At 65.5% G+C, this 19,341-nt stretch carries 16 protein-coding genes; 7 read left to right on the top strand and 9 right to left on the bottom strand.

Features of this window, described 5'->3' with window-relative positions; translation table 11 throughout:
* Positions 1–314: 314 nt before the first annotated feature.
* The 6 genes from FSO04_RS11660 to fliF all read right to left on the bottom strand — a co-directional run bounded on the left by FSO04_RS11660 (position 315) and on the right by fliF (position 7,515).
* Positions 315–1,850 carry a flagellar hook-length control protein FliK gene (locus tag FSO04_RS11660; protein ID WP_154559839.1) on the bottom strand — a complete coding sequence of 512 codons (1,536 nt, stop codon included), beginning with the start codon at positions 1,848–1,850 and terminating at the stop codon, positions 315–317.
* A gap of 61 nt (positions 1,851–1,911) precedes the next feature.
* Positions 1,912–2,361, bottom strand: coding sequence for a flagellar export protein FliJ (gene fliJ / locus FSO04_RS11655; RefSeq protein WP_154559838.1), 450 nt, complete (start codon positions 2,359–2,361; stop codon positions 1,912–1,914).
* Between the two features lie 2 nt (positions 2,362–2,363).
* Positions 2,364–4,067 carry a flagellar protein export ATPase FliI gene (gene fliI, locus FSO04_RS11650; RefSeq protein ID WP_154559837.1) on the bottom strand — a complete coding sequence of 568 codons (1,704 nt, stop codon included), beginning with the start codon at positions 4,065–4,067 and terminating at the stop codon, positions 2,364–2,366.
* Positions 4,061–4,744, bottom strand: coding sequence for a flagellar assembly protein FliH (gene fliH, locus FSO04_RS11645; protein ID WP_171927622.1), 684 nt, complete (start codon positions 4,742–4,744; stop codon positions 4,061–4,063). Before fliH ends, fliI begins: the two co-directional genes overlap by 7 nt.
* The gene (gene fliG / locus FSO04_RS11640) at positions 4,731–5,726 is read right to left on the bottom strand and encodes a flagellar motor switch protein FliG (protein WP_093640905.1); all 996 of its coding nucleotides are present in this window, start codon (positions 5,724–5,726) and stop codon (positions 4,731–4,733) included. Before fliG ends, fliH begins: the two co-directional genes overlap by 14 nt.
* Entirely contained in the window at positions 5,716–7,515 is a 1,800-nt protein-coding gene (gene fliF / locus FSO04_RS11635) for a flagellar basal-body MS-ring/collar protein FliF (protein WP_154559835.1), read from the bottom strand. The genes fliG and fliF overlap by 11 nt, the downstream gene beginning before the upstream one ends.
* 237 nt (positions 7,516–7,752) lie before the next feature.
* Between fliF and fliE the strand changes: the two genes are divergently transcribed.
* From fliE to FSO04_RS11610, 5 genes are all read left to right on the top strand, one after another.
* Complete coding sequence (gene fliE / locus FSO04_RS11630; RefSeq protein ID WP_154559834.1) at positions 7,753–8,088, top strand: flagellar hook-basal body complex protein FliE; 336 nt, start codon at positions 7,753–7,755, stop codon at positions 8,086–8,088.
* 295 nt (positions 8,089–8,383) lie between these two features.
* A complete protein-coding gene (gene fliS / locus FSO04_RS11625) occupies positions 8,384–8,818 on the top strand; it encodes a flagellar export chaperone FliS (protein WP_093640913.1) in 435 nt (144 codons plus the stop codon).
* Positions 8,815–9,141 (top strand): flagellar protein FliT, encoded by a 327-nt coding sequence (locus tag FSO04_RS11620; RefSeq protein WP_154559833.1) that lies wholly within the window; start codon positions 8,815–8,817, stop codon positions 9,139–9,141. The genes fliS and FSO04_RS11620 overlap by 4 nt, the downstream gene beginning before the upstream one ends.
* 81 nt (positions 9,142–9,222) lie before the next feature.
* Positions 9,223–10,653, top strand: a complete 1,431-nt coding sequence (fliK, locus tag FSO04_RS11615; protein WP_154559832.1) for a flagellar hook-length control protein FliK — start codon at positions 9,223–9,225, stop codon at positions 10,651–10,653.
* Positions 10,653–11,018 (top strand): EscU/YscU/HrcU family type III secretion system export apparatus switch protein, encoded by a 366-nt coding sequence (locus FSO04_RS11610; protein WP_154559831.1) that lies wholly within the window; start codon positions 10,653–10,655, stop codon positions 11,016–11,018. The genes fliK and FSO04_RS11610 overlap by 1 nt, the downstream gene beginning before the upstream one ends.
* 116 nt (positions 11,019–11,134) lie before the next feature.
* On the opposite strand, the gene FSO04_RS11605 is transcribed toward FSO04_RS11610, so the two are convergent.
* Complete coding sequence (locus tag FSO04_RS11605) at positions 11,135–12,553, bottom strand: coniferyl aldehyde dehydrogenase (RefSeq protein WP_154559830.1); 1,419 nt, start codon at positions 12,551–12,553, stop codon at positions 11,135–11,137.
* 43 nt (positions 12,554–12,596) lie between these two features.
* Positions 12,597–14,294, bottom strand: coding sequence for an isovaleryl-CoA dehydrogenase (locus FSO04_RS11600; RefSeq protein WP_154559829.1), 1,698 nt, complete (start codon positions 14,292–14,294; stop codon positions 12,597–12,599).
* A gap of 308 nt (positions 14,295–14,602) precedes the next feature.
* On the opposite strand from FSO04_RS11600, the gene FSO04_RS11595 reads away from it, so the two are divergent.
* Both FSO04_RS11595 and FSO04_RS11590 read left to right on the top strand, forming a co-directional pair.
* Complete coding sequence (locus tag FSO04_RS11595; RefSeq protein WP_154559828.1) at positions 14,603–16,252, top strand: GMC family oxidoreductase; 1,650 nt, start codon at positions 14,603–14,605, stop codon at positions 16,250–16,252.
* A gap of 172 nt (positions 16,253–16,424) precedes the next feature.
* Positions 16,425–18,149 carry an OmpA family protein gene (locus FSO04_RS11590; protein WP_154559827.1) on the top strand — a complete coding sequence of 575 codons (1,725 nt, stop codon included), beginning with the start codon at positions 16,425–16,427 and terminating at the stop codon, positions 18,147–18,149.
* A gap of 143 nt (positions 18,150–18,292) precedes the next feature.
* Here the strand turns inward: FSO04_RS11590 and FSO04_RS11585 are convergent, their stop codons facing one another.
* Positions 18,293–19,267, bottom strand: coding sequence for a LysR family transcriptional regulator (locus tag FSO04_RS11585; protein ID WP_168435647.1), 975 nt, complete (start codon positions 19,265–19,267; stop codon positions 18,293–18,295).
* Positions 19,268–19,341: the final 74 nt, after the last annotated feature.

The raw sequence follows: 19,341 nt of genomic DNA, 5'->3' as shown, positions 1-19,341 counted from the left end.
GACCCGTCCGCGACGCACGCAGTGCGGAGTGGGAGCGGATGAGTCCTTTGTCACTAACGCGGAGTGTGCGAGAACACGGATTCCAGATGTACCACTACCCGTTGCAGGCTACGGTGCCCACTTAGCATTAGCGGTTTGAGCTGCTTTCTTTTGCCTACTTTTCTTTGCAGCCGGCAAAGAAAAGTAGGTGCCGCCCCGCACAGGGGCAACGCTAATAGACCACTAACAAAACAAGGAAAGGCCAAAGCCCTAAGAACACTGACAAGCAAGCGCCGCGCAGGCAATCCCCCGCCCGAACGGGCAAAAAACCCAGATTAAGCAAACGTATCAACCAACCCAACAGTCCGCCGAACGGCAACATTAGCAACGCTAGAATCAGAATCCGAACCAGCGCCGCCGGCAAAACCCCCAGCACCACCGCGCGCCCCAGAGCGCCCCGAATCTGCACTTTGCTGCTGCCCGCCCTGCCGGGCAAACCCATCGCTAACACTAGCGCTCCCAAGCCCAATACCGTTGGACTCCATCGCCTCGCGAAGCTTCGGCAACGCCGCCTCGACAGCCTCCCGCACCTGCTGGTGCTGCGAAACAAACAACGCATGTGCATGGTTATCGGCAACCTGCAACACAACCTGTAGCGGCCCCAGATCCTTCGGATTCAAAGTCAGCTCGGCACTCTGCGAATGCGCATTCGACAAAAACACCACCTTCTGACTCAACGCGTCTTCCCAATCCGTCGTGCCCACCTGCGGTGACAACATATTCGCCACTTCGGCAGCACCGGTATTACCCGTCGTCTGCACGGCCGCCGTCGTACTCGCGGCGCTCGCCGCAGCCTGGCCAGCCGCCAGCGCAGCAGTCGCGGCATCCGCTGCACTCTTGAAGGACGCCAGATCGTCAGCCTGCGCACCACCGGCCGTCGCAGTCGCCGTCGCGCTCAGCGCGTCAGCCGCTGCCTTCGCTGCCGCCGATGGATCCGCCACGGTCGTGGCAGCAGCCGTCAACGCGGTCTTGCCTGCGCTCGATCCCTTGCCGTCGCCGAACAAACCGGCTGCCAGTGTCTTGCCGTCCGCCGTTCCGTTGAGTCCGTTACTCGTGCCAGCACCCAAACCGTTCGCCGCCGTTGCGGCATTCGCTGCCGCGCCGCTCGCCAGTGCCTGTGGCGGAACCACGCCCTGGCCGCTCGCCAGCGCGGCCAGCGCCGCCTGCAAGGCGTCCTGCGCCGACTTCGAATCGGTCGCGCCAGTCTTTTTGCCCGTGGTGGTGCCCGTCGTCGTGTCCGTGCCCGTGCCGGGCAGCGTGGTCGCAGCGTCAGTCAGCGCCGTGGCGGGATCAGCGGTCGTCGGGTCGGTGGCGCTATTCGCATTGGCCTGCGCTTGAGCCTGCGCCTGTGCAGCGGCAGCCGCTGCTGCGGTGGCAGCATCGGTCTGCATAGTCGTGTTGCCGGACTTCGCGGGCGTCGCGCCGGTCTTGTCGGTCGAGGCTTGCTGCGTATTGGCAGCGGAAGCGGACGACGAAGCCGACGATGAGCCGGACGAGGAAGCGCTCGTCGAATTGCTGTTGTCCGTGTTGCTGCTCGCGGCATCCTGGCTCTTCGTCGAAGGATCGGGCGGCGGCGGCGCGTCATGCACGCTGGACGAAGCTGCCGAGGACGACGAAGCGGACGCAGACGAAGAGGACGACGGAGCCGGCGGCTTGATCGCGCTCTGCGCGGCCGCGTTGTTTTGCAGATCGATGCTCTGCTGCAGGGTTTGCGAGAACGGCTTGGCGTTCGCCGCAGCGGCCATCGCCGCGCTGGTGGACGTGCTGCTGGCCGAGCCGAGCAGTGAGCCGATCTGTGAAAGAAGCGACATAGGGAATCCTGTCAATCCGTCAAACGGGGTGTTCGGTCAATCGAAGCGGTGCCCGGGCGCATCAGACGCCCTCGACACGCATCCTCAGAATGCGGGCGGCGTGTTCGTCTGAATCGCGCTGGTCGCGCCGCGCCATCGTTTTCGCTTCGGCGGCAACGCCGCGCGCCTGCAGCACTTCATACGAGCCGAGCTTCTGCTTCTGGCGCTGCCAGTCGGGCTTGGCAGCCTCGACGCGCGCATTGGCCGTCACCAGCAGGTTGCGCTGCTGTTCGATGGCGGCATCGAGCGTGTCGATGAATGCCTGGAAATTGCGCATGTTGCCGGCGGGCATGCCAGTCTGGGCGGTCGCCGTGAAACGCGCGTGATATTCGTCGCGGTACTGCACCAGCGAGTCGAGCTGCGACTGCACGTCGTTGCGCTCGCGCTGCGCGCGGCCCAGACGTTGTGCGGCGGCGTCCACATCGTCCTGGGCCAGGCCGATAAGCGTCTTGATCGGAAAGTGTTTCGCCATCGTCAGCCTCCTTGGGCAAACAGAGCGTCCAGCATCTCGAGACTCGGTTCAAAGTGCGCGCATTCGCGAAAACCTTGTTGCAAAAACGCTTCCATCCGCGGATACAGCGCAATCGCCCGGTCGAGCAGCGCGTCGCGCCCACTCGAATAGGCGCCGACGTTGATCAGATCGCGGTTGCGCTGATAGCGCGACAGCATCTGCTTGAACATACGCGTCTTCTCGAGATGGTTATCGTCGATCAGCGCGGTCATTGCCCGGCTAATCGAGGCTTCGATGTCGATCGCCGGATAGTGGCCGGCCTCGGCGAGCGAGCGCGACAGCACGATGTGGCCGTCGAGAATCGCGCGCGCGGAGTCGGCGATCGGGTCCTGCTGGTCGTCGCCTTCGGTCAGCACGGTGTAGAAGGCGGTGATCGAACCGCCGCCCGCCGGGCCGTTGCCGGTCCGCTCGACGAGCGCCGGCAGCTTGGCGAACACCGAAGGCGGATACCCTTTGGTGGCAGGCGGCTCGCCCACGGCGAGCGCGATTTCGCGCTGCGCCATCGCGTAACGGGTCAGCGAATCCATCAGCAGCAGCACGTGCTTGCCCTGGTCGCGGAAATATTCGGCGAGCGAGGTCGAGTACGACGCGGCCTGCATCCGCAGCAACGGTGAGACGTCGGCCGGCGCGGCGATGACGACCGAGCGTGCGAGGCCTTCCTCGCCAAGAATCTGTTCGATGAATTCCTTCACTTCGCGGCCGCGTTCGCCGATCAGGCCGATCACGATCACTTCGGCGCTGGTGTAACGCGCCATCGTGCCGAGCAGCACCGATTTACCGACGCCCGAACCGGCGAACAGGCCCATGCGCTGGCCACGGCCCACGGTCAGGAGCGCGTTGATCGCGCGCACGCCGACGTCGAGTACCTTGTGAATCGGCTCGCGGTTCAGCGGATTGATGACCGGCGAGGACAGCGGCGCATCGGCATGCGCGCCGAGCGGGCCGAGGCCGTCGAGCGGGCGGCCGGACGCGTCCAGCACGCGGCCGAGCAATTCCCAGCCGACCGGCAGGCGCTTCGCGCCCGCCATCGGATCGGCGATCGGCGCGCTTTCGAGCGGGTACACGCGTGCGCCAGGCAAGAGGCCGATCACTTCGGTGGTCGGCATCAGAAACAGTTTGTCGCCGGAGAAACCGACGACTTCGGCTTCGGCCATCGCCAGTGAGCTGCCGAAGGGCAGTTCGATCATCACTTCGGCGCCCACCGACAGGCGGAGGCCGACCGCTTCAAGCACCAGACCGGCGGCGCGCGTCAAACGTCCGCAGGCACGCATCGGCTTGGCGATTGCGTTGCGGGCGCGCAGCGCGTCGAGCCGGCCGCGCCAGGCTTGCATGTGCGGATTGCTGTCGAGTGCGGGATCGTACGGGGCGGCGGCGGGAGGCGGGGAAGCGGGACTCGAAGAATCGGCGGATTCACGGCGCGCAGCGGAGGATTCGCGGCTCGCCGCCGCGCCCTTCGCCTGGTGCCTGGTGCCCGGGTGCCCGGCGCCCGGATGCCCGTGAGCGGGATCGCGCAGCGCTGCGTCGATGGCTGCGACGGCAGCAGCAGCGGGTGTCACCGCGGCCGGCACATCCGCCAGTGCCTCGGCGCCGAACGACGCCAGCGCCAGCTCGCGTTCGAGCGGCGTCAGATCGCTGGCGCGGATCTCTTCGAGTGTCGGCTTCACCATGTGCTCACCTTGCCGAGTGCGGCGGCGACGCGCTCCCAGCGCGTGTCGATACCGGCGTCGACTTCACCGGTGCCGGCTTGCGCGCGGCAGCCACCGCGCTCGACCGACGGATCGGTACGCACGGTCCAGCCGCGCGTTTGCAGTTCTTCCATCAGATAGGCTTCGACGACCGGCAGGTCGGCGGGGCTGACGATCAGCGCCGGCGCGCCGACCAGCGCCGGTTCGGTGGCCAGCACCTCGCGGGCGGCGGCAATCAGCGCGGTCGGATCGTGCTGCACATGCTGGCGCACCACCTGTTGGGCGATGTCCAGCGCCAATGCGACCAGCGTCTCGGAGATCGCGCCTTGCGTGCCGTCGAGTGCTGCCTTGAAGGTTTCGGCCAGCGCGGCGAGGCGCGCCGCTTCTTCACGTGCTTCGCTCTGGCCTTGCTCGAAACCCTGTGCGTGGCCTTGCTCATAACCGGCCTGATAACCGAGCGCCTGCCCGGCCACGTGACCCGTCGCGATGCCCTGTGCATGCGCGGCGTCGCGCAGACGTTCGAGTTCGGCTTCGAACGCGCCGTCGTCGACTTCGGGTTCGGGCGGCGCCGGCGGCACCGGATCGAACGAGGCCATCTCCCAGCGCTGGTAGGCCGAGAGGCGCTCCTTCGCTGTGGAGTTCTGATCAGACATATGCATCTTCCGCCTTGCCGCCTAGAACGATCTGGCCGCTTTCCGCCAGATTGCGCACGATCTGCAGGATGCGGCGTTGCTGCGTCTCGACTTCGGAGACGCGGACCGGGCCGCGCGCATCGAGGTCTTCGGCGAGCAGTTCGGCAGCACGCTGCGACATGTTCGACAGGAACTTCTGGCGCAGCGCGGGCGGCGCGCCCTTCAGCGAGATGATCAACGCCTCGGACTCGACTTCCTTCAGCAACAGCTGGATCGCGCGGTCTTCCAGATCGAGCAGGTTCTCGAACACAAACATCTGATCAATGATCTTCTGCGCGAGTTCCGCGTCGTATTGACGAACATTCTCGATGACGCCTTCTTCATGGTTGCTCGACATGAAGTTGAGAATTTCAGCCGCCGTGCGGATGCCGCCCATCGGGCTGCGCTTCAGGTTGTCGCTGCCGGACAGGAGGCCCGTCAGCACGTCGTCGAGTTCGCGCAGCGCGGCCGGCTGGATGCCGTCGAGCGTGGCGATCCGCAGCAGCACGTCGTTACGCAGCCGCTCGGTGAAGCAGGCGACGATTTCCGAAGCCTGATCGCGGTCCAGGTGAACGAGGATGGTCGCGATGATCTGCGGGTGTTCGTTCTTGATGAGCTCGGCCACCGCCGCGGAGTCCATCCATTTGAGGCCTTCGATACCGCTGGTATCGCTGCCCTGCAGAATCCGGTCGATGATCGCGCCGGCCTTGTCGTCGCCGAGCGCCTTGGTCAGCACCGAACGGATGTAGTCGCTCGAATCGAGCGAGAGAGCGGTGTGCTTCTCGGCCTCGCGCACGAACTCCTGCAGGACCTCGTCGATCTGCTCGCGCGTGATGTTCTTCAGCGCGGCCATTGTCACGCCAATCTTCTGGACCTCACGCGGCCCGAGGAATTTGAACACCTGCGCGGCTTCTTCCTCGCCGATCGACATCAGCAGGAGCGCGCTCTTCATTACGCCTTCAGCGCTCATCGGACACCCAGTTTTTCACGACGGTTGCAACAATCTTCGGATCCTGGCGCGCGATGTTGCGCGCGAATTCCAGATTCCGTTCGTATTTGTGTTTCGAGTTTTCCAGCGCGAGCAATTCGTTGTCGCTTTCCAGTTCGGCGACGGTAGGCGCGCCCGCACGCTCGGCGGCGGGGATGCCGTCCAGCAGGACCGGCTCGTCCGGCGACGGCAGCGCTGCGGCGGCGACCGGCTCCGGCGACGGGAAAGCGCGGCGCAGCGCCGGCTTCACCATCACGAAGTAGAGGAACAGGGCGACTGCGCCGATGCCGAGGTAGGTCGCGATCTGCTTGGCGAGCGCGATCATGTCCGGCGTGCGCCACCACGGCAAGTCGGCGTCCGGGTCGATGTCGGCGGTGAACGGGCTGTTGACCACGTTGACCGAGTCGCCGCGCGCCTGATCGAAGCCCATCGCGTCCTTCACCAACTGGTTGACCTGCGCGAGCTTGTCGGCGGTGACCGGTTGCATCGTCGCGTGGCCCTTGGCGTCGACCACCCGCAGATAGTTGACCACCACCGCCACCGACAGGCGCTTGATGCCGCCCATCGGTTGTTCCAGATGCTGCACGGTCTTGTTGAGTTCGTAGTTGGTGGTCGAATCCTTGCGGTCGCTGACCGGCGTCGTGGTCACGCCGCTCGCGCCGTTGCCCGCCGTGATCGGTGCGGAGGCCGGTTGCGGCGGCTGGTTCGACAGCGCGCCCGGCACGCCCGAGGCCCCGGCTTGCGACATTTCGGTGGCGGTGCTCGTTTGCTGACTGCGGATCGCCGACTGTTGCGGGTTGCCGTTCGGACCGTAGTTTTCCGAGGTCTGCTCGGTGTGCGAGAAGTCGATATCGGCGCTGACCTGCGAGTGTGCGTTGCCGGAACCGAACAGCGGCGACAGGATCGCGTCGATGCGTTGCTGGGTGTTGCGCTCGATCTGCTGGCGGTACTTGAGTTGTGAGGCGTCCAGACCGCTGCCGGTGGACGGCTGCGTCAACAGGTTGCCGTCCTGGTCGAGGATGGTCACGCCCTTCACCGGCATATCCGGCACCGCCGAGGACACCATATGGGTGATCGCCAGCACCTGGCCTTCGTCGAGTGCGCGGCCCGGGTAGAGGTTGACCAGCACGGAAGCCGACGGCGCTTCCTTGTCGCGCACGAACACGGAAGGCTTCGGAATGGCCAGATGCACGCGCGCCGACTTCACCGACGAAATCGACTCGATCGTGCGCTCGAGTTCACCTTCCAGCGCGCGCTGGTAATTGATCTGCTCGGCGAACTGGCTGATGCCGAACTTCTGGTTGTCCATCAGTTCGAAGCCGACCGAGCCGCTCTTGGGCAGACCTTGCGAAGCCAGACGCAGACGCATTTCATGCACCTGCTCGGCCGGCACGAGGATCGCACCACCGGCGTCGGAGAACTTATAGGGAATGTTGGCCGCCTGCAGCGCGGTGATGATGGCGCCGCCGTCGCGGTCCGACAGGTTGCTGTAGAGCACCTTGTAGTCCGGTGCGCGCGACCACAGGAACAGACCCGCGACGATGGCGACCAGCAGCGCGACCGCGAAAATCAGCGGGGCGCGCGGGTTGCCGCGCATTTGCGCGAGACCTGATAGACGCTGGCCGAAGTTGCCGCCCAGGTTGCTCCCAAGGCCGCCGAGGTCCGCGGCACCGCCGGCCTGGCCGGTGCCGGCAGCACCGGCGCCCGGCTGTGCGCCGGCGAGGCCCATGCGGGCGTCTGGGTTGATCAAAGAGTTGGCTGACGAATCCATGCGTCGGGTATCTCCGGGATGCCTTTGCGTTCTGCCGCTTGAGCGCGCCGAGGGTCGGCAGGCGTGCGGACAGAGACTTTCACCATTGAAATTATCCGCAGCGCGGCTCAACCCGATTGCTTGAATAGAGCCGGGTTTCCCCCCTAGTTTCGGGGCTTTCCCTGATGACCCACTGCTATGCTTTCGTTCAGATCGGTACGGTTTCCGGCATGCCGGTCGTCATTCCCTGGAGAGAACATGACTTTGCCCGTGAACGCGCTCTCGTCGGCGCTGCAACAGATGCAGTCGATGGCGGCGCAAGCGGCCGGCGGCAACACCCCGGTGGCCGAGCAGTCCGGCGCGGCGACGGCCGGCGGTTTCGCCTCGGCGCTGAAGGCCTCGTTGGACAAGATCAGCGGCGATCAGACCAAAGCGGCCGGCGAAGCGCAGGCGTTCGAACTCGGCGCGTCGAATGTCTCGCTGAACGACGTGATGGTCGACGGGCAGAAGGCCAACATCGGCTTCCAGTTCGGCCTGCAGGTGCGCAACAAGCTGGTGACGGCCTATAACGACATCATGCAGATGCAGGTGTAAGTGCGCCTCGGGCGACAGGGCTGTTCCGCCCGCCCGAACGCATGCGCCCGGATGCAACGCTGTGTGGCTTCACGACAGGACTGTCCGCCCGATGCGCCCTCGAGGCGCTTCGTGGCAGGCGGCCTTGCCACGCTCAGCGCGGTATCGCCCCTATCGGCCCCTTAATCCTCCTTACAACGGCCTAAAGCTTTCCCGCTGCCTATCCGATAACCAGATACAGGCAGAAATCCGGGTGCGGCAACGTGCACGGATGGGGTGCCGCGACCAACCGCAGTAGAAGAAAGGAGGAGCGCCGATGTTTTCCCCAGGACACTCTGGAGCCAATGCGTACGCGCGCGTCGGCGTCGAGACAGGGGTGATGGGCGCGAGTCCGCATCGTCTGATCGTGATGTTGTATCAGGGCGCCCGGCAGGCGATTGCGCAAGCGCGCATGCATGTGCAGCAAGGCAATGTGTCGGCGCGTGGTGAGGCGATCGGCAAGGCGATTCAGATCGTCGAAAGCGGGCTGCAACTGTCGCTGAACCTTGAGGTGGGCGGTGAGATTGCAGAGCGGTTGGACGCGCTATATAGCTATATGTCGCGCCGGCTGCTCGAAGCCAATATAAAACAGAGCGAGGCGATGCTGGTCGAAGTCGACGGCCTGCTGGCGACGCTCGAAGAGGCATGGATCGGGATTGCCCCGGAGATCGCGCGGATGGCAGCCCAGCCGGCCGCGGAAAGCATGAGATGACATCGAACGCAGAATATTTCGCCCGCTACGAGGCGATTGCAGCGATTTCCCGCCGCATGCTGACGGCTGCCCGGCGAGCCCTGTGGAACGATCTGGTCCACTTGCAGGAGGACTATCGGAAGCTGGTGGACGCGTTGAAAGACGCGGAAGCCGGCGTCAGACTGGACGATGCGGAGCGCCTGCGCAAATACGCGCTGATCCGTCAGATCCTGGCTGACGACGCTGCGATCCGCGATCTGGCGAATCCGCGCATGGCCAATCTGTCGGCGCTGTTCGCCGGACGGCCGACTCGTGTGCTCAAGGAACTGTACGGGGCGCGCTGAGTTTGCCCGCGAGCAAGGCGCTGCTTGAGTCCGCCTGACTGGATCTGAGCGCGTTGCTGTCAATGTGACCAAGGAATCGGTATGAACGGAATCGACGCGGTCGTCACTTCGCTGCTCGCGAACCGGGTCGACAGTCTGCTCAATCTCACGCCGGGTAGTGCGACCGCCTCGCAGACTGGCGCGGCGGGGGTCGATACCGAGGTTCTCAATACCACCCCTGTTGCGCCCCCCGCCACGCCGCCGGCTTCCGCGCAAACCGCGCTGTCCGCCGTCGCGCTCACGCTCAATGCGATCGTGAACTCTGGCGGCGAGGCAACCCCGGCGGTGCTCGGCCAGACGCCGATCTGGCCGGCCGCGCCGGCGCTCGACGTCGAAGCCGGCGGCTTTGCGCTGTTCGATACGGCTTCCACGCCTGCTGCTTCATCCGCGAATCCGAATACCGCCGCTACCATCGGTACGACGGCCACCGCCAATGTGGCGGCGGCTCAAGTGCCGGTCGCGGCACTTGCGGCCGCGCTCGAACAGACGGTCGGCGAAAGCGGCCTGTTCTACGAATCCCATCTCGCGCAATGGCTGGCCGGCCAGCGCCCGCCCGCCGCACTGGCCGGCGAGGCGCAAAACAAGCTGGTGGCCGCCGCCGCGCAAATGCCGCTCGACTGGGCGAGCGACGCCGATCCGGCTTCTCCCGCTAATGCGACAGGCCGGCCAGGCATGGGTGCGGCGTCCAACGGTCCGGCCAACGGCGCGCCGGATGGCAACGCGGCAGCCCGCGCGATGCCGTCGATCCAGACCGCGCAGGCCGCGCGCTTCGTGGCCGGCGAGGTGCTGGCGAGTTCTCTGTCCGACCTGAACGGCCAGCCGGCGCACTCGAGCGTGCACAGCGCCGCGGCGCAACTGGCCGACGACGGGTCGTCGCAAAACTCGCAATCGATGGCAGCCGCGGTTCATCCTGCGACCGTTCCTTTGGTGCGTCAGCAACTCGATCTGCTCGCCACCGGGCAGTTTCGCTGGACCGGTGAAGCATGGCCGGGCGCCAAACTCGACTGGACCATCGAGCAGGAAGGCGACGAATGGGATCGCAGCGGCGGCGGCACGGCGAGTGAGGACGGCCAGCCGTGGCGTACGCGGCTGACGCTGTCGCTGCCCACGCTCGGTACCGTCGATGCGGACCTGACGCTGACCGGCATGCGGCTGGTCGCGCGCGTGCAAGCGAGTCCGGCCGGTGCGGCCCGATTGGCGGCGCAGGGTGAGAACTTTCGGCAGCGGCTCGCGGCAGCGGGCATCGAACTGAACGGACTGACGATTCGCGAGATCGGCGGCGGCATGCCGGCTAGCGCGGCGGGGGCTGCGGGCGCGGCGGCGGCCGGGCAGGCAGCGGCCTCGGCTTATGCGCGTTCGGCGTCGGCTGCTGCGGCGGCCGCGGCGGCCGATAAAGCGCCGGCGGCGCGCCGCACAGCGCGTGTCGCCCGCCCGGGAGCTGCGCCGCCCGACGATTTCGATTGGGATATGTGATGAGCCGCAAACATCGCCGCAGCGCGGCCGCGCTCGTCTACGACGCACAAGGCAGCGATCCCGCACCACGCGTGATCGCCAAAGGCTACGGCATGCTGGCCGAGATGATTGTGCAGCGCGCCAAGGAAGCCGGGCTGTACGTGCACGAAGCGCCGGAAATGGTCTCGTTGCTGATGCAGGTCGACCTCGACACGCGGATTCCGCCGCAGCTTTATCAGGCGGTGGCCGAGTTGCTCGCTTGGCTGCATCGGCTGGAAAGCGGCGCGGAGCATGAGCCCGAAAGCGGCGTGGCCGCCGCGCAGGACGTCACGGATGTGGTCGCCACGGACATTGCGGACGTTTCCGGTGGGACGCCGAGGCGCTGAGTGGCGAACGCCCGCTGCTTAGCCCGCGGCCGTCGTCGCAGTACGCTGTTCTGCACGAGTTGCCCAGCCCACGGGTGCCCGCCGCGCGGATGGCCGCCCCACGGATGCCCGCCGCGTCAGAACCTCATCATCAGCTTCAGCAGCGCATTCACCCGCTTGCCGTACGGCGGCGAGATCCATCCGCGCGCGTTCAGGCGCGCCTGTGTCAGCACCGGCTTCATCTTCGAGAAGGTGACGAAGCCTTCGTAGCCGTGATACGCGCCCATCCCGCTCGCACCGACGCCGCCGAACGGCAGGCTTTCGCACGCCAGATGCATCAGCGTTTCGTTGATCGCCATGCCGCCCGCGATGGTGTCGCGCGTGACGCGGTCGATGGTCGCACTGTCGTCGGCATAGAGATACAGCGCGAGCGGGCGGGGACGCGTGTTGATCCACGAGATTGCGTCGTCGAGCGTGTCGTAGGGGACGATCGGCAGTAGCGGGCCGAAGATTTCCTCCTGCATCAGCGCGCTTTCATCCGGCGCATTCGTGACCGCGATCAGCGGGAAGCGGCGGCTTGCCTCGTCGGGTGTGCTGTCGGTGAGCGTGTGCAGTTGCGCGCCGGCGGCCTGCGCTTCGTCGGCGAGACGTTGCAGCCGAGTGAAATGCCGCTCCGAGATGATCGATGTGTAGTCGAGGTTACGCGCAAAGTCGGGATACATCGTCGCCATCCGCGCGCGTGCCCGTTCGATGAACGCCTGCTCCTTGCCGCGCGGCACCAGCACGTAGTCCGGCGCGACGCAGGTCTGGCCCGCGTTGAGCGTCTTGCCCGCGACGAGGTTATCCACCGCGTTGTCGAAGCGCGCGTGCTGACCGATGATGGCCGGCGACTTGCCGCCCAGTTCGAGCGTGACCGGCGTCAGATGTTCGGCGGCGGCGCGCATCACTTCATGGCCGACCTTGGTCGAGCCGGTGAACAACAGATGGTCGAACGGTTGCGCGCTGAACGCGGCGGCCAATCCAGCATCGCCGTTCACTACGGCGACGTGGTCGCGCGCGAAGGTCTGGCCGATCAACTGCTCGAATAGCGCCGAGGTGCGCGGCGTCAGCTCCGACATCTTGATGATGGCGCGGTTGCCGGCCGTCAGCGCACTGATCAGCGGGCCGACTGCGAGCAGCACCGGATAATTCCACGGCACGATGATGCCGACCACGCCGAGCGGCTGCGGCACCACTTTCGCGCGCGCCGGCATCAGCCATTTGTTGGTGCTGCGGCGTTGCGCTTTCATCCAGCGTTTGCCGTGTCTGAGCGCGGCGTCGATCTCACCCTTGATCAGCAGGAATTCGGCGAGCAGCACTTCCTGTTTCGCGCGATTGCCGAAGTCGGCGTTCATCGCGTCGGCGAGTGCGTCGCGGTTGTCGAGCATGACTTTGCGCAGCGCTTTCAGATGGCCGGCACGCGCTTCCCATGACGGATACGGCGCGCGCAAATACGCGTGGCGTTGATCGCGCAGCAGCGCTTCGAGCGCGACGACTTCTGGCAAATCGTTCTTCATGTGTGTCCACTCCCTGATGGATGACGTGCGCGTTGAGTCGCGCTTATTGGTGTGTTGTGCTGTTAAATGCCCGCTCGATGATCGCGGCGTGGTCGAACGTCGCCGGTAGCGTGCCGTACACCCGGCCGCTCTCGCCGCAGCCGTCGGCGAGACGCGTCGCGATGAAGGCATCGGCGACTTCCGGCGGCGCGTGCTTCACCAGCAAGGTGGCTTGTGCGATCAGCACGATCTGCTGCGCGATCCGTCGTGCGGAGGCTTCGCGATGTTCGGCGGGTCCGTTAAGCGTGGCGGCGAGCTTGCCGAGCGCGGCGCTCAAAGCCGGGTGCCCTTGTGCATCCGCTTGCCAGGCGGCGAATAGGGCCTGCGCGGCTTCGGGCTCGCGCTCCATGGCACGCAGCACGTCGAGGCACATCACGTTACCCGAGCCTTCCCAGATCGAATTGACGGGCGCTTCACGATAGAAGCGGGCCATCGGACCGGTTTCGACATAACCATTGCCGCCCCACACTTCCATCGCCTCGCCGGTGAATTCCAGCGCGCGCTTGCAGACCCAGTACTTCGCCGCCGGGGTGACGATCCGGCGCCACGCGCGCTCGGCGGGCGCAGCCGACGACGCATCGGCCGACGCTTCGAACGCGCGCGCGAGCCGCATGAACAGCACCGTTGCGGCTTCCGATTCCAGCGCCAGGTCGGCGAGCACATTGCGCATCAGCGGCTGATCGGCCAGTTGCCGGCCGAAGGCGCTGCGGTTTCGGGCATGGTGGATTGCCTGCACCAGCGCCGCACGCATCAGGGCCGCGCTGCCGATCACGCAATCGAGCCGCGTGTAGTTCGCCATTTCGATGATGGTCGGCACGCCGCGGCCTTCGTCGCCGATCATGATGCCGAACGCGTCGAAGAATTCGACTTCGCTGCTCGCATTCGAGCGGTTGCCGAGCTTGTCTTTCAGACGCTGGATCTGCACGGCGTTCTTGCTGCCGTCCGGTGCGAAACGCGGCACGTAGAAGCACGACAGGCCTTCGTGATCGTCGGTGCGGGCCAGCACCAGATGCGCGTCACATTGCGGCGCGGAGAAAAACCATTTGTGGCCGACAAGGCGATATTCAGCGCCACGGCCGCTTCCGCGCGTGGCATAGGCACGCGTCTGGTTGCTGCGCACGTCCGAGCCGCCTTGTTTTTCGGTCATACCCATACCGATCATCGCCGAGGTTTTTTGCGTGAGCGGGAGGTCGCGTGGATCGTGTTCGCGGGCGTAGAGCTTGTCGCGCAGCGTCTCGAACAACGCGGGTTCGCGTTGCAGCACCGGGATGCTCGCGAAGGTCATCGTCAGCGGGCAGAGGGAGCCGGATTCGAGTTGCGCATGCAGGAAGTAGCCGGCGCAACGCGCGACCATCGCGCCGCGTTGCGGATCCGAAAACGGCAACGCGTGCAGGCCTTCGCGGCGCAACAGCCCCAGCAGCGTATGCCACGAAGGATGAAACTCGAGCGCGTCGATGCGTTCGCCGCGCGGGCTGTGCGTGATCAATTCGGGCGTATGGCGGTTCGCCAGTTCGGCGAGCGCGAGTGTCTCCGGCGTGGTGAGCGCCGCACCGTGCCGCAGCAGCGCCTCGCGATGCCACGCGGCCCCTTCGCGTTCGAGCGCGGCGGACAACGCCACGTCGCTCGAAAACAGGTTGTAATCCGCTAGCGGAGGCGCCTGATTTGTCACGTCGTGAGTGTGGCCGATGCTGTGCCGTTCCATCTGCTGTCTCCGTTCACCGGATGCGCGCCGTCGCTGATCGACGGTGTGCTGTTTTATCGTGGCGTGTCGTGCCGCACGCTCTGAGGACGGCGCGCGGGGCGCCGTGTTTGAATGCCCTGCGCGGCGGCCTGACGGGCGCACGCGCGTCTTTCATCATAGGGTCGCGGGAGGGCTTTCGTTTAGAGGGATCGCTCTGACACGAACCCGCCGTCGCAACCGAACGCTCCCTACAATGCCGATAAAACGCACGTAGACAAGTGTGTACTAGACAGGGTCCGCGAGCAACGCGGGCCCAATTGGAGGAGCGGATGCAATACGACTACATCATCGTCGGTGCGGGCTCAGGCGGCTGTTCGCTCGCGAGCCGTCTGGCGGATAGCTGCCCGGACGCCACGATTGCCCTGATCGAAGCCGGTCCGCATACGGACCGCAATCTGTTCGTGAACATGCCGGTGGGCGTGGCGGCCGTCGTGCCGCACAAACTCAAGACCAACTACGGCTATCTGACGACGCCCCAGCCGGGGCTCGGTGGACGCCAGGGCTATCAGCCACGCGGGCGGGGCTTCGGCGGATCGAGCGCGATCAACGCGATGATCTATACGCGCGGCCATCCGCTCGATTACGACGAATGGGCGCAGCTCGGCTGCGAAGGCTGGTCATGGGCCGACGTGCTGCCGCATTTTCGCCGCGCGGAAGGCAACGAACGCGGCGCCGATGCATGGCATGGCGCGGACGGCCCGCTGACGGTGTCCGATCTGCGCTATCGCAATCCGTTTTCGAAGCGTTTCGTGCAGGCCGCGACCGAAGCCGGTTACAAATCGAACAGCGATTTCAACGGCGCCGACCAGGAAGGCATCGGCTTCTATCAGGTGACGCAGCGCGACGGACGGCGCTGCAGTGTCGCGCGCGCTTATATCTACGACCGCGAGCGCCCCAATCTCCATACGATCGCCGATGCGACGGTGCTGCGCGTGACCTTCGACGGCAAGCGCGCGAGCGGCGTCGAGATCGTGCGCGGCGGCCGTACCGAAACGCTGGAAGCGCGTGCCGAAGTGGTGCTGGCAGCGGGCGCGTTCAATTCGCCGCAACTGCTGATGTGCTCGGGCATCGGGCCGGCCGCGCATCTGCAGTCGCTCGGCATCGCCGTGCTGCACGATGCCCCCGAGGTCGGCCAGAACCTGATCGACCACGTCGACTTCACGATCAACAAACGGGTGTCGTCGATCGAGCCGACCGGCTTTTCGATTCGCGGCATTGCGCGGATGCTGCCGCAGTTCGTGACCTTCATGCGACATGGGAAGGGCATGCTGTCGAGCAATGTCGCCGAAGCGGGCGGGTTTCTGAGGAGCCGGCCGACGCTCGATCGCCCGGACCTGCAACTGCATTTCTGCGCGGCGATTGTCGACGACCACAACCGCCATATGCACTGGGGCCACGGTTATTCGCTGCACGTGTGCGTGCTGCGGCCACATAGCCGCGGCACGGTGACGCTTGCGAGCGCCGACGCGCGTACCGCACCGGTGATCGATCCGCGTTTTTTCAGCGACTCGCGCGATCTCGACCTGCTGGTGGAAGGCGCGCAGATGGCGCGGCGCATTCTCGACGCGCCGTCGCTGGCGCTGCATGGCGGCAAGGAGCTGTACACCCATGCCGGCCAGACCGAGGAGGAGTTGCGCCGGACCATCGCCGAGCATGCCGACACGATCTATCACCCGGTGGCAACCTGCCGGATGGGCGGCGATGCGCAATCGGTGGTCGATCCGCAGTTGCGGGTGCGCGGCGTGACGGGGTTGCGGATCGTCGATGCTTCCGTGATGCCGACGCTGATCGGCGGCAACACGAATTCGCCGACGGTGATGATCGGCGAGCGCGCGGCCGAACTGATCGCGGCGACCCGGTTCGAGGGGCAAACGGTGCCGGCGATGAAGTCGACGGGCGTCACCGGCGTGGCGGCTTGAGAGAGCAGCAATATTCTTAATCTTGGTCGCAAATATAAGAATATTTAGGCGAACGTCGGTTAATTCGTCATAAATTGTGCCGTTTCGTTTATGAGATTTCCCCAAACCTATAATCGCGCCGCGAAAAAGAGCGCGTCAGGTGACGCGTTCGGGAAATCAAGGAAGCGAAGCGATGAGTATCAATGTGATTCAGCTGATTCAGTCCGCGTTGACGGACGGCGTCGTGCGACAGATGGCGGCCCGCTTCGGGCTGCCGCCGGACGCGACCCAGAAGGTGCTTGCAACAACCGGGCCGGCGCTGGTCGCCGGTCTGATGCAGAAGGGCGCAACGCTCGACGGCGCGCGTTCGCTGTTCGCAACGATCCTCTCGCCTGAGGTGAACGGCCACATCGCCGAGCAGTTGCCGCAACTGCTCGGCAGCACCACCGGGGTGAGCCAGTTGGAAGGTGTGGGGCGGCAGTTGCTCGAGCGCGCATTCGATCGCCGCGTCGATACGCTCAGCGACGAGGTCGCCACTCAAACCGGCGTCCCGGCGCATGCGACGCACGCCATGACGGGTATCGTCGGCGCAACGCTGCTGGGCCTGCTGAAGCGGCATTTTCTCGAAGGTCAGGGTAACGTCGGCCAGTTGCCAACGCTGCTGGGCCATCAGTTGCCGGCCATTGCGCCGTATCTGAACGACCGTCTGATGGCCGGGCTTGGCCTGACTGGACTCGGCGCGTTCACCGGCAATATTCTGTCGCAGCTTAAGGCGGTCTCGGCGCACATCGACCATCCGACGCCTGCCGCCAAGCCGGTGGCCGAAGCGATGTCGAGCATCCGCGTGCCAACCGACGCGGTGGTGCGCGAAGAGCGCCGTTCGCGCAAGTGGCTGTGGTGGCTGCTCGCGGCGATTGCTGCGGTGCTGGCTTTCCTGTTCCTGCGCGGTTGCCATAGCGAGCAACGAGACGAACAAAGCAGCGAGCGCAGTAGCGCCGGAGCCGCGGCAACGGCGCAGCCGGCGTCCGCATCGGCTGAGGGCTCGGCCGCCGCGGCTGCAACGCCTGCCGCTGTAGCTGCAAGCGCCGCCAGCGAAGCGCAGCAACCTGCCGCCGCGCCCGCGCCGACCAAAGACAGTCAGCTCAGCTTCACCGTCGACGCCGCCGGCAAACCGACGCTTACGGCCACGGTTGGCAGCGAAGCCGAAAAGACCCATCTGATCGACGCGCTGACAAAGCATTTCGGCGCTGACCGTTTCGTCGCGAACGTCACGGTCGATCAGGACACCAAGCAGGCCGACTGGCTCGTTCATCTGGACGGCCTGCTGCCGCTGATGGCATTGCCGGGCGCCGAGGTGAAAGTGGATGGCGCGCACGTCGAACTGAGCGGCAGCGCGGCAAACGCGAAGCTCGGCTGGCTCGATAAACTCAAATCGCTGTTCGGCGCCTCGTATCAGATCGGTTCGTTCAACGTCGAACAGGCGGTCGCGAACGCAACCGAAAACTTCCGCGGCGCGATCAAGGGCCTCCTCGCGCCGGACAGCTCGTGCGTAACAGCGGACGTGGTCAAGGTGTTGAACCTGCAGGTGATCAACTTCGCAAGCGCCGGTGCTCGCGTGCCGGCCTCGGCGCTGGAAGATCTGAACCAGTCGGCGCAAGTGTTGAATGCCTGCGCGCGTAACGGCAAGACGGCCAAGCTCGAAGTGGCCGGCTATTCGGACAATGTCGGTGGTGCGCAAGCCAATCTGCAACTGTCGAAGAAGCGCGCCGAAGCGGTTCGCGCGTATCTCGTGAAGACGGGTGTGCCGGCGGATTCGCTGGTCGCGCAAGGTTATGGCGATGCGCGTCCGGTCGCGAGCAACGACACGGCGAGCGGCCGTTTTGCCAACCGCCGCATCGAGTTTGTCGCGCAGCAGTAATGACGGCGCTGACTGAGCCTTGAAGATAAGTCTCTGAGATGCGCCCGTCGCGATAGGCTTCCGAGGTGGTGCTTGGAGATAAGTCTTCGAGGTCAGCCGTGTCTTGAAGACATGCCGCCCGGTTCGCGCCGGGGGGCATGTTGTCATTCGGCCGGCCGCGTATGCGGCGGTGTCTTAGCGGGCGCCGTGATGCCGGTCATACCGATGCCCGGCCCCACCATGAAATCGTCGCCGGCCTGGCCTGGCAGCGTCTCGCGCGCTACCTCCAGCCATGCGCGCGCCGCGTGTGACAGATAGCCGTTGCGGCGCCAGCCAATCGCCACTTCCCATGGAATCTCCGGTGCCACTACGGGGCGGCAGGTGAACTGCGCCGCGTCGAGCCGTCGGCAATACGGCGCAGGCAACAGCGCGATACCGACCCCGGCCAGCACTAACGCCGCCATGAAATCCCAGTGCCCGCTGCGCCCGACGATGGTCGGCGCAAAGCCGGCGGTCCGGCACGCGTTCAGCACGACGTCGTTGAGCGCGAGGCTCTCGCCATAGAACACGAACTGCTCGTTGGCGAGCTCGGCGAGCGGCACTTCGTGCAGATCGTCCCAGCGCGAGCCGGTGCGCGCGACCAGCCACAGCAATTGCCGGGTCATCGGCAACACCTCGATGTTCTCCGGGTCGACCGGTTGTAACACGCCACCTAACTCCAGTTCGCCGTGGATCAGCGCGGTCTCGATCGCGCGTGAACCCTGCTCGAACAGCTTCAGCTCAATTTTCGGATAGCGCTGGCGGAAGGCGGCGATGGCGGGTGTGAACAGCGAGCCGCCCATTGGCGGAATGCCGATGGTCAACTCGCCGCGGCCGAGCGTATCGAGGTCATTCAACTCGGCCTGCAACTGCGCGTGCGCGGCCAGAACGTCCTGACCGCGCTGATAGACGATCCGGCCGGCGTCGGTCAGCACCATTTGGCGCCCATCGCGTAGCAGCAACGGCGAGCCGATTTCGTCCTCCAGCGACTTGACCATCTTGCTGATGGTCGGCTGCGTGACGAACATCTGCTCGGCGGCGACGGTGAAGCTCTGTTGACGGACCACTTCGACGAAATACCGCAGCGCTCGTAGTTCCACGATCTCAGGCTCCAGAATTCCAATTTGGAATGATCCGAGCGATTGTAAGTCATCGTATTTATGTTGCGGGGTAA

Origin of the sequence: Paraburkholderia madseniana (genome assembly GCF_009690905.1) — a bacterium.
Classification (GTDB): domain Bacteria; phylum Pseudomonadota; class Gammaproteobacteria; order Burkholderiales; family Burkholderiaceae; genus Paraburkholderia; species Paraburkholderia madseniana.
Note: the sequence above shows the minus strand (reverse complement) of the source record. Positions and strands in the feature narration are given on the sequence as shown.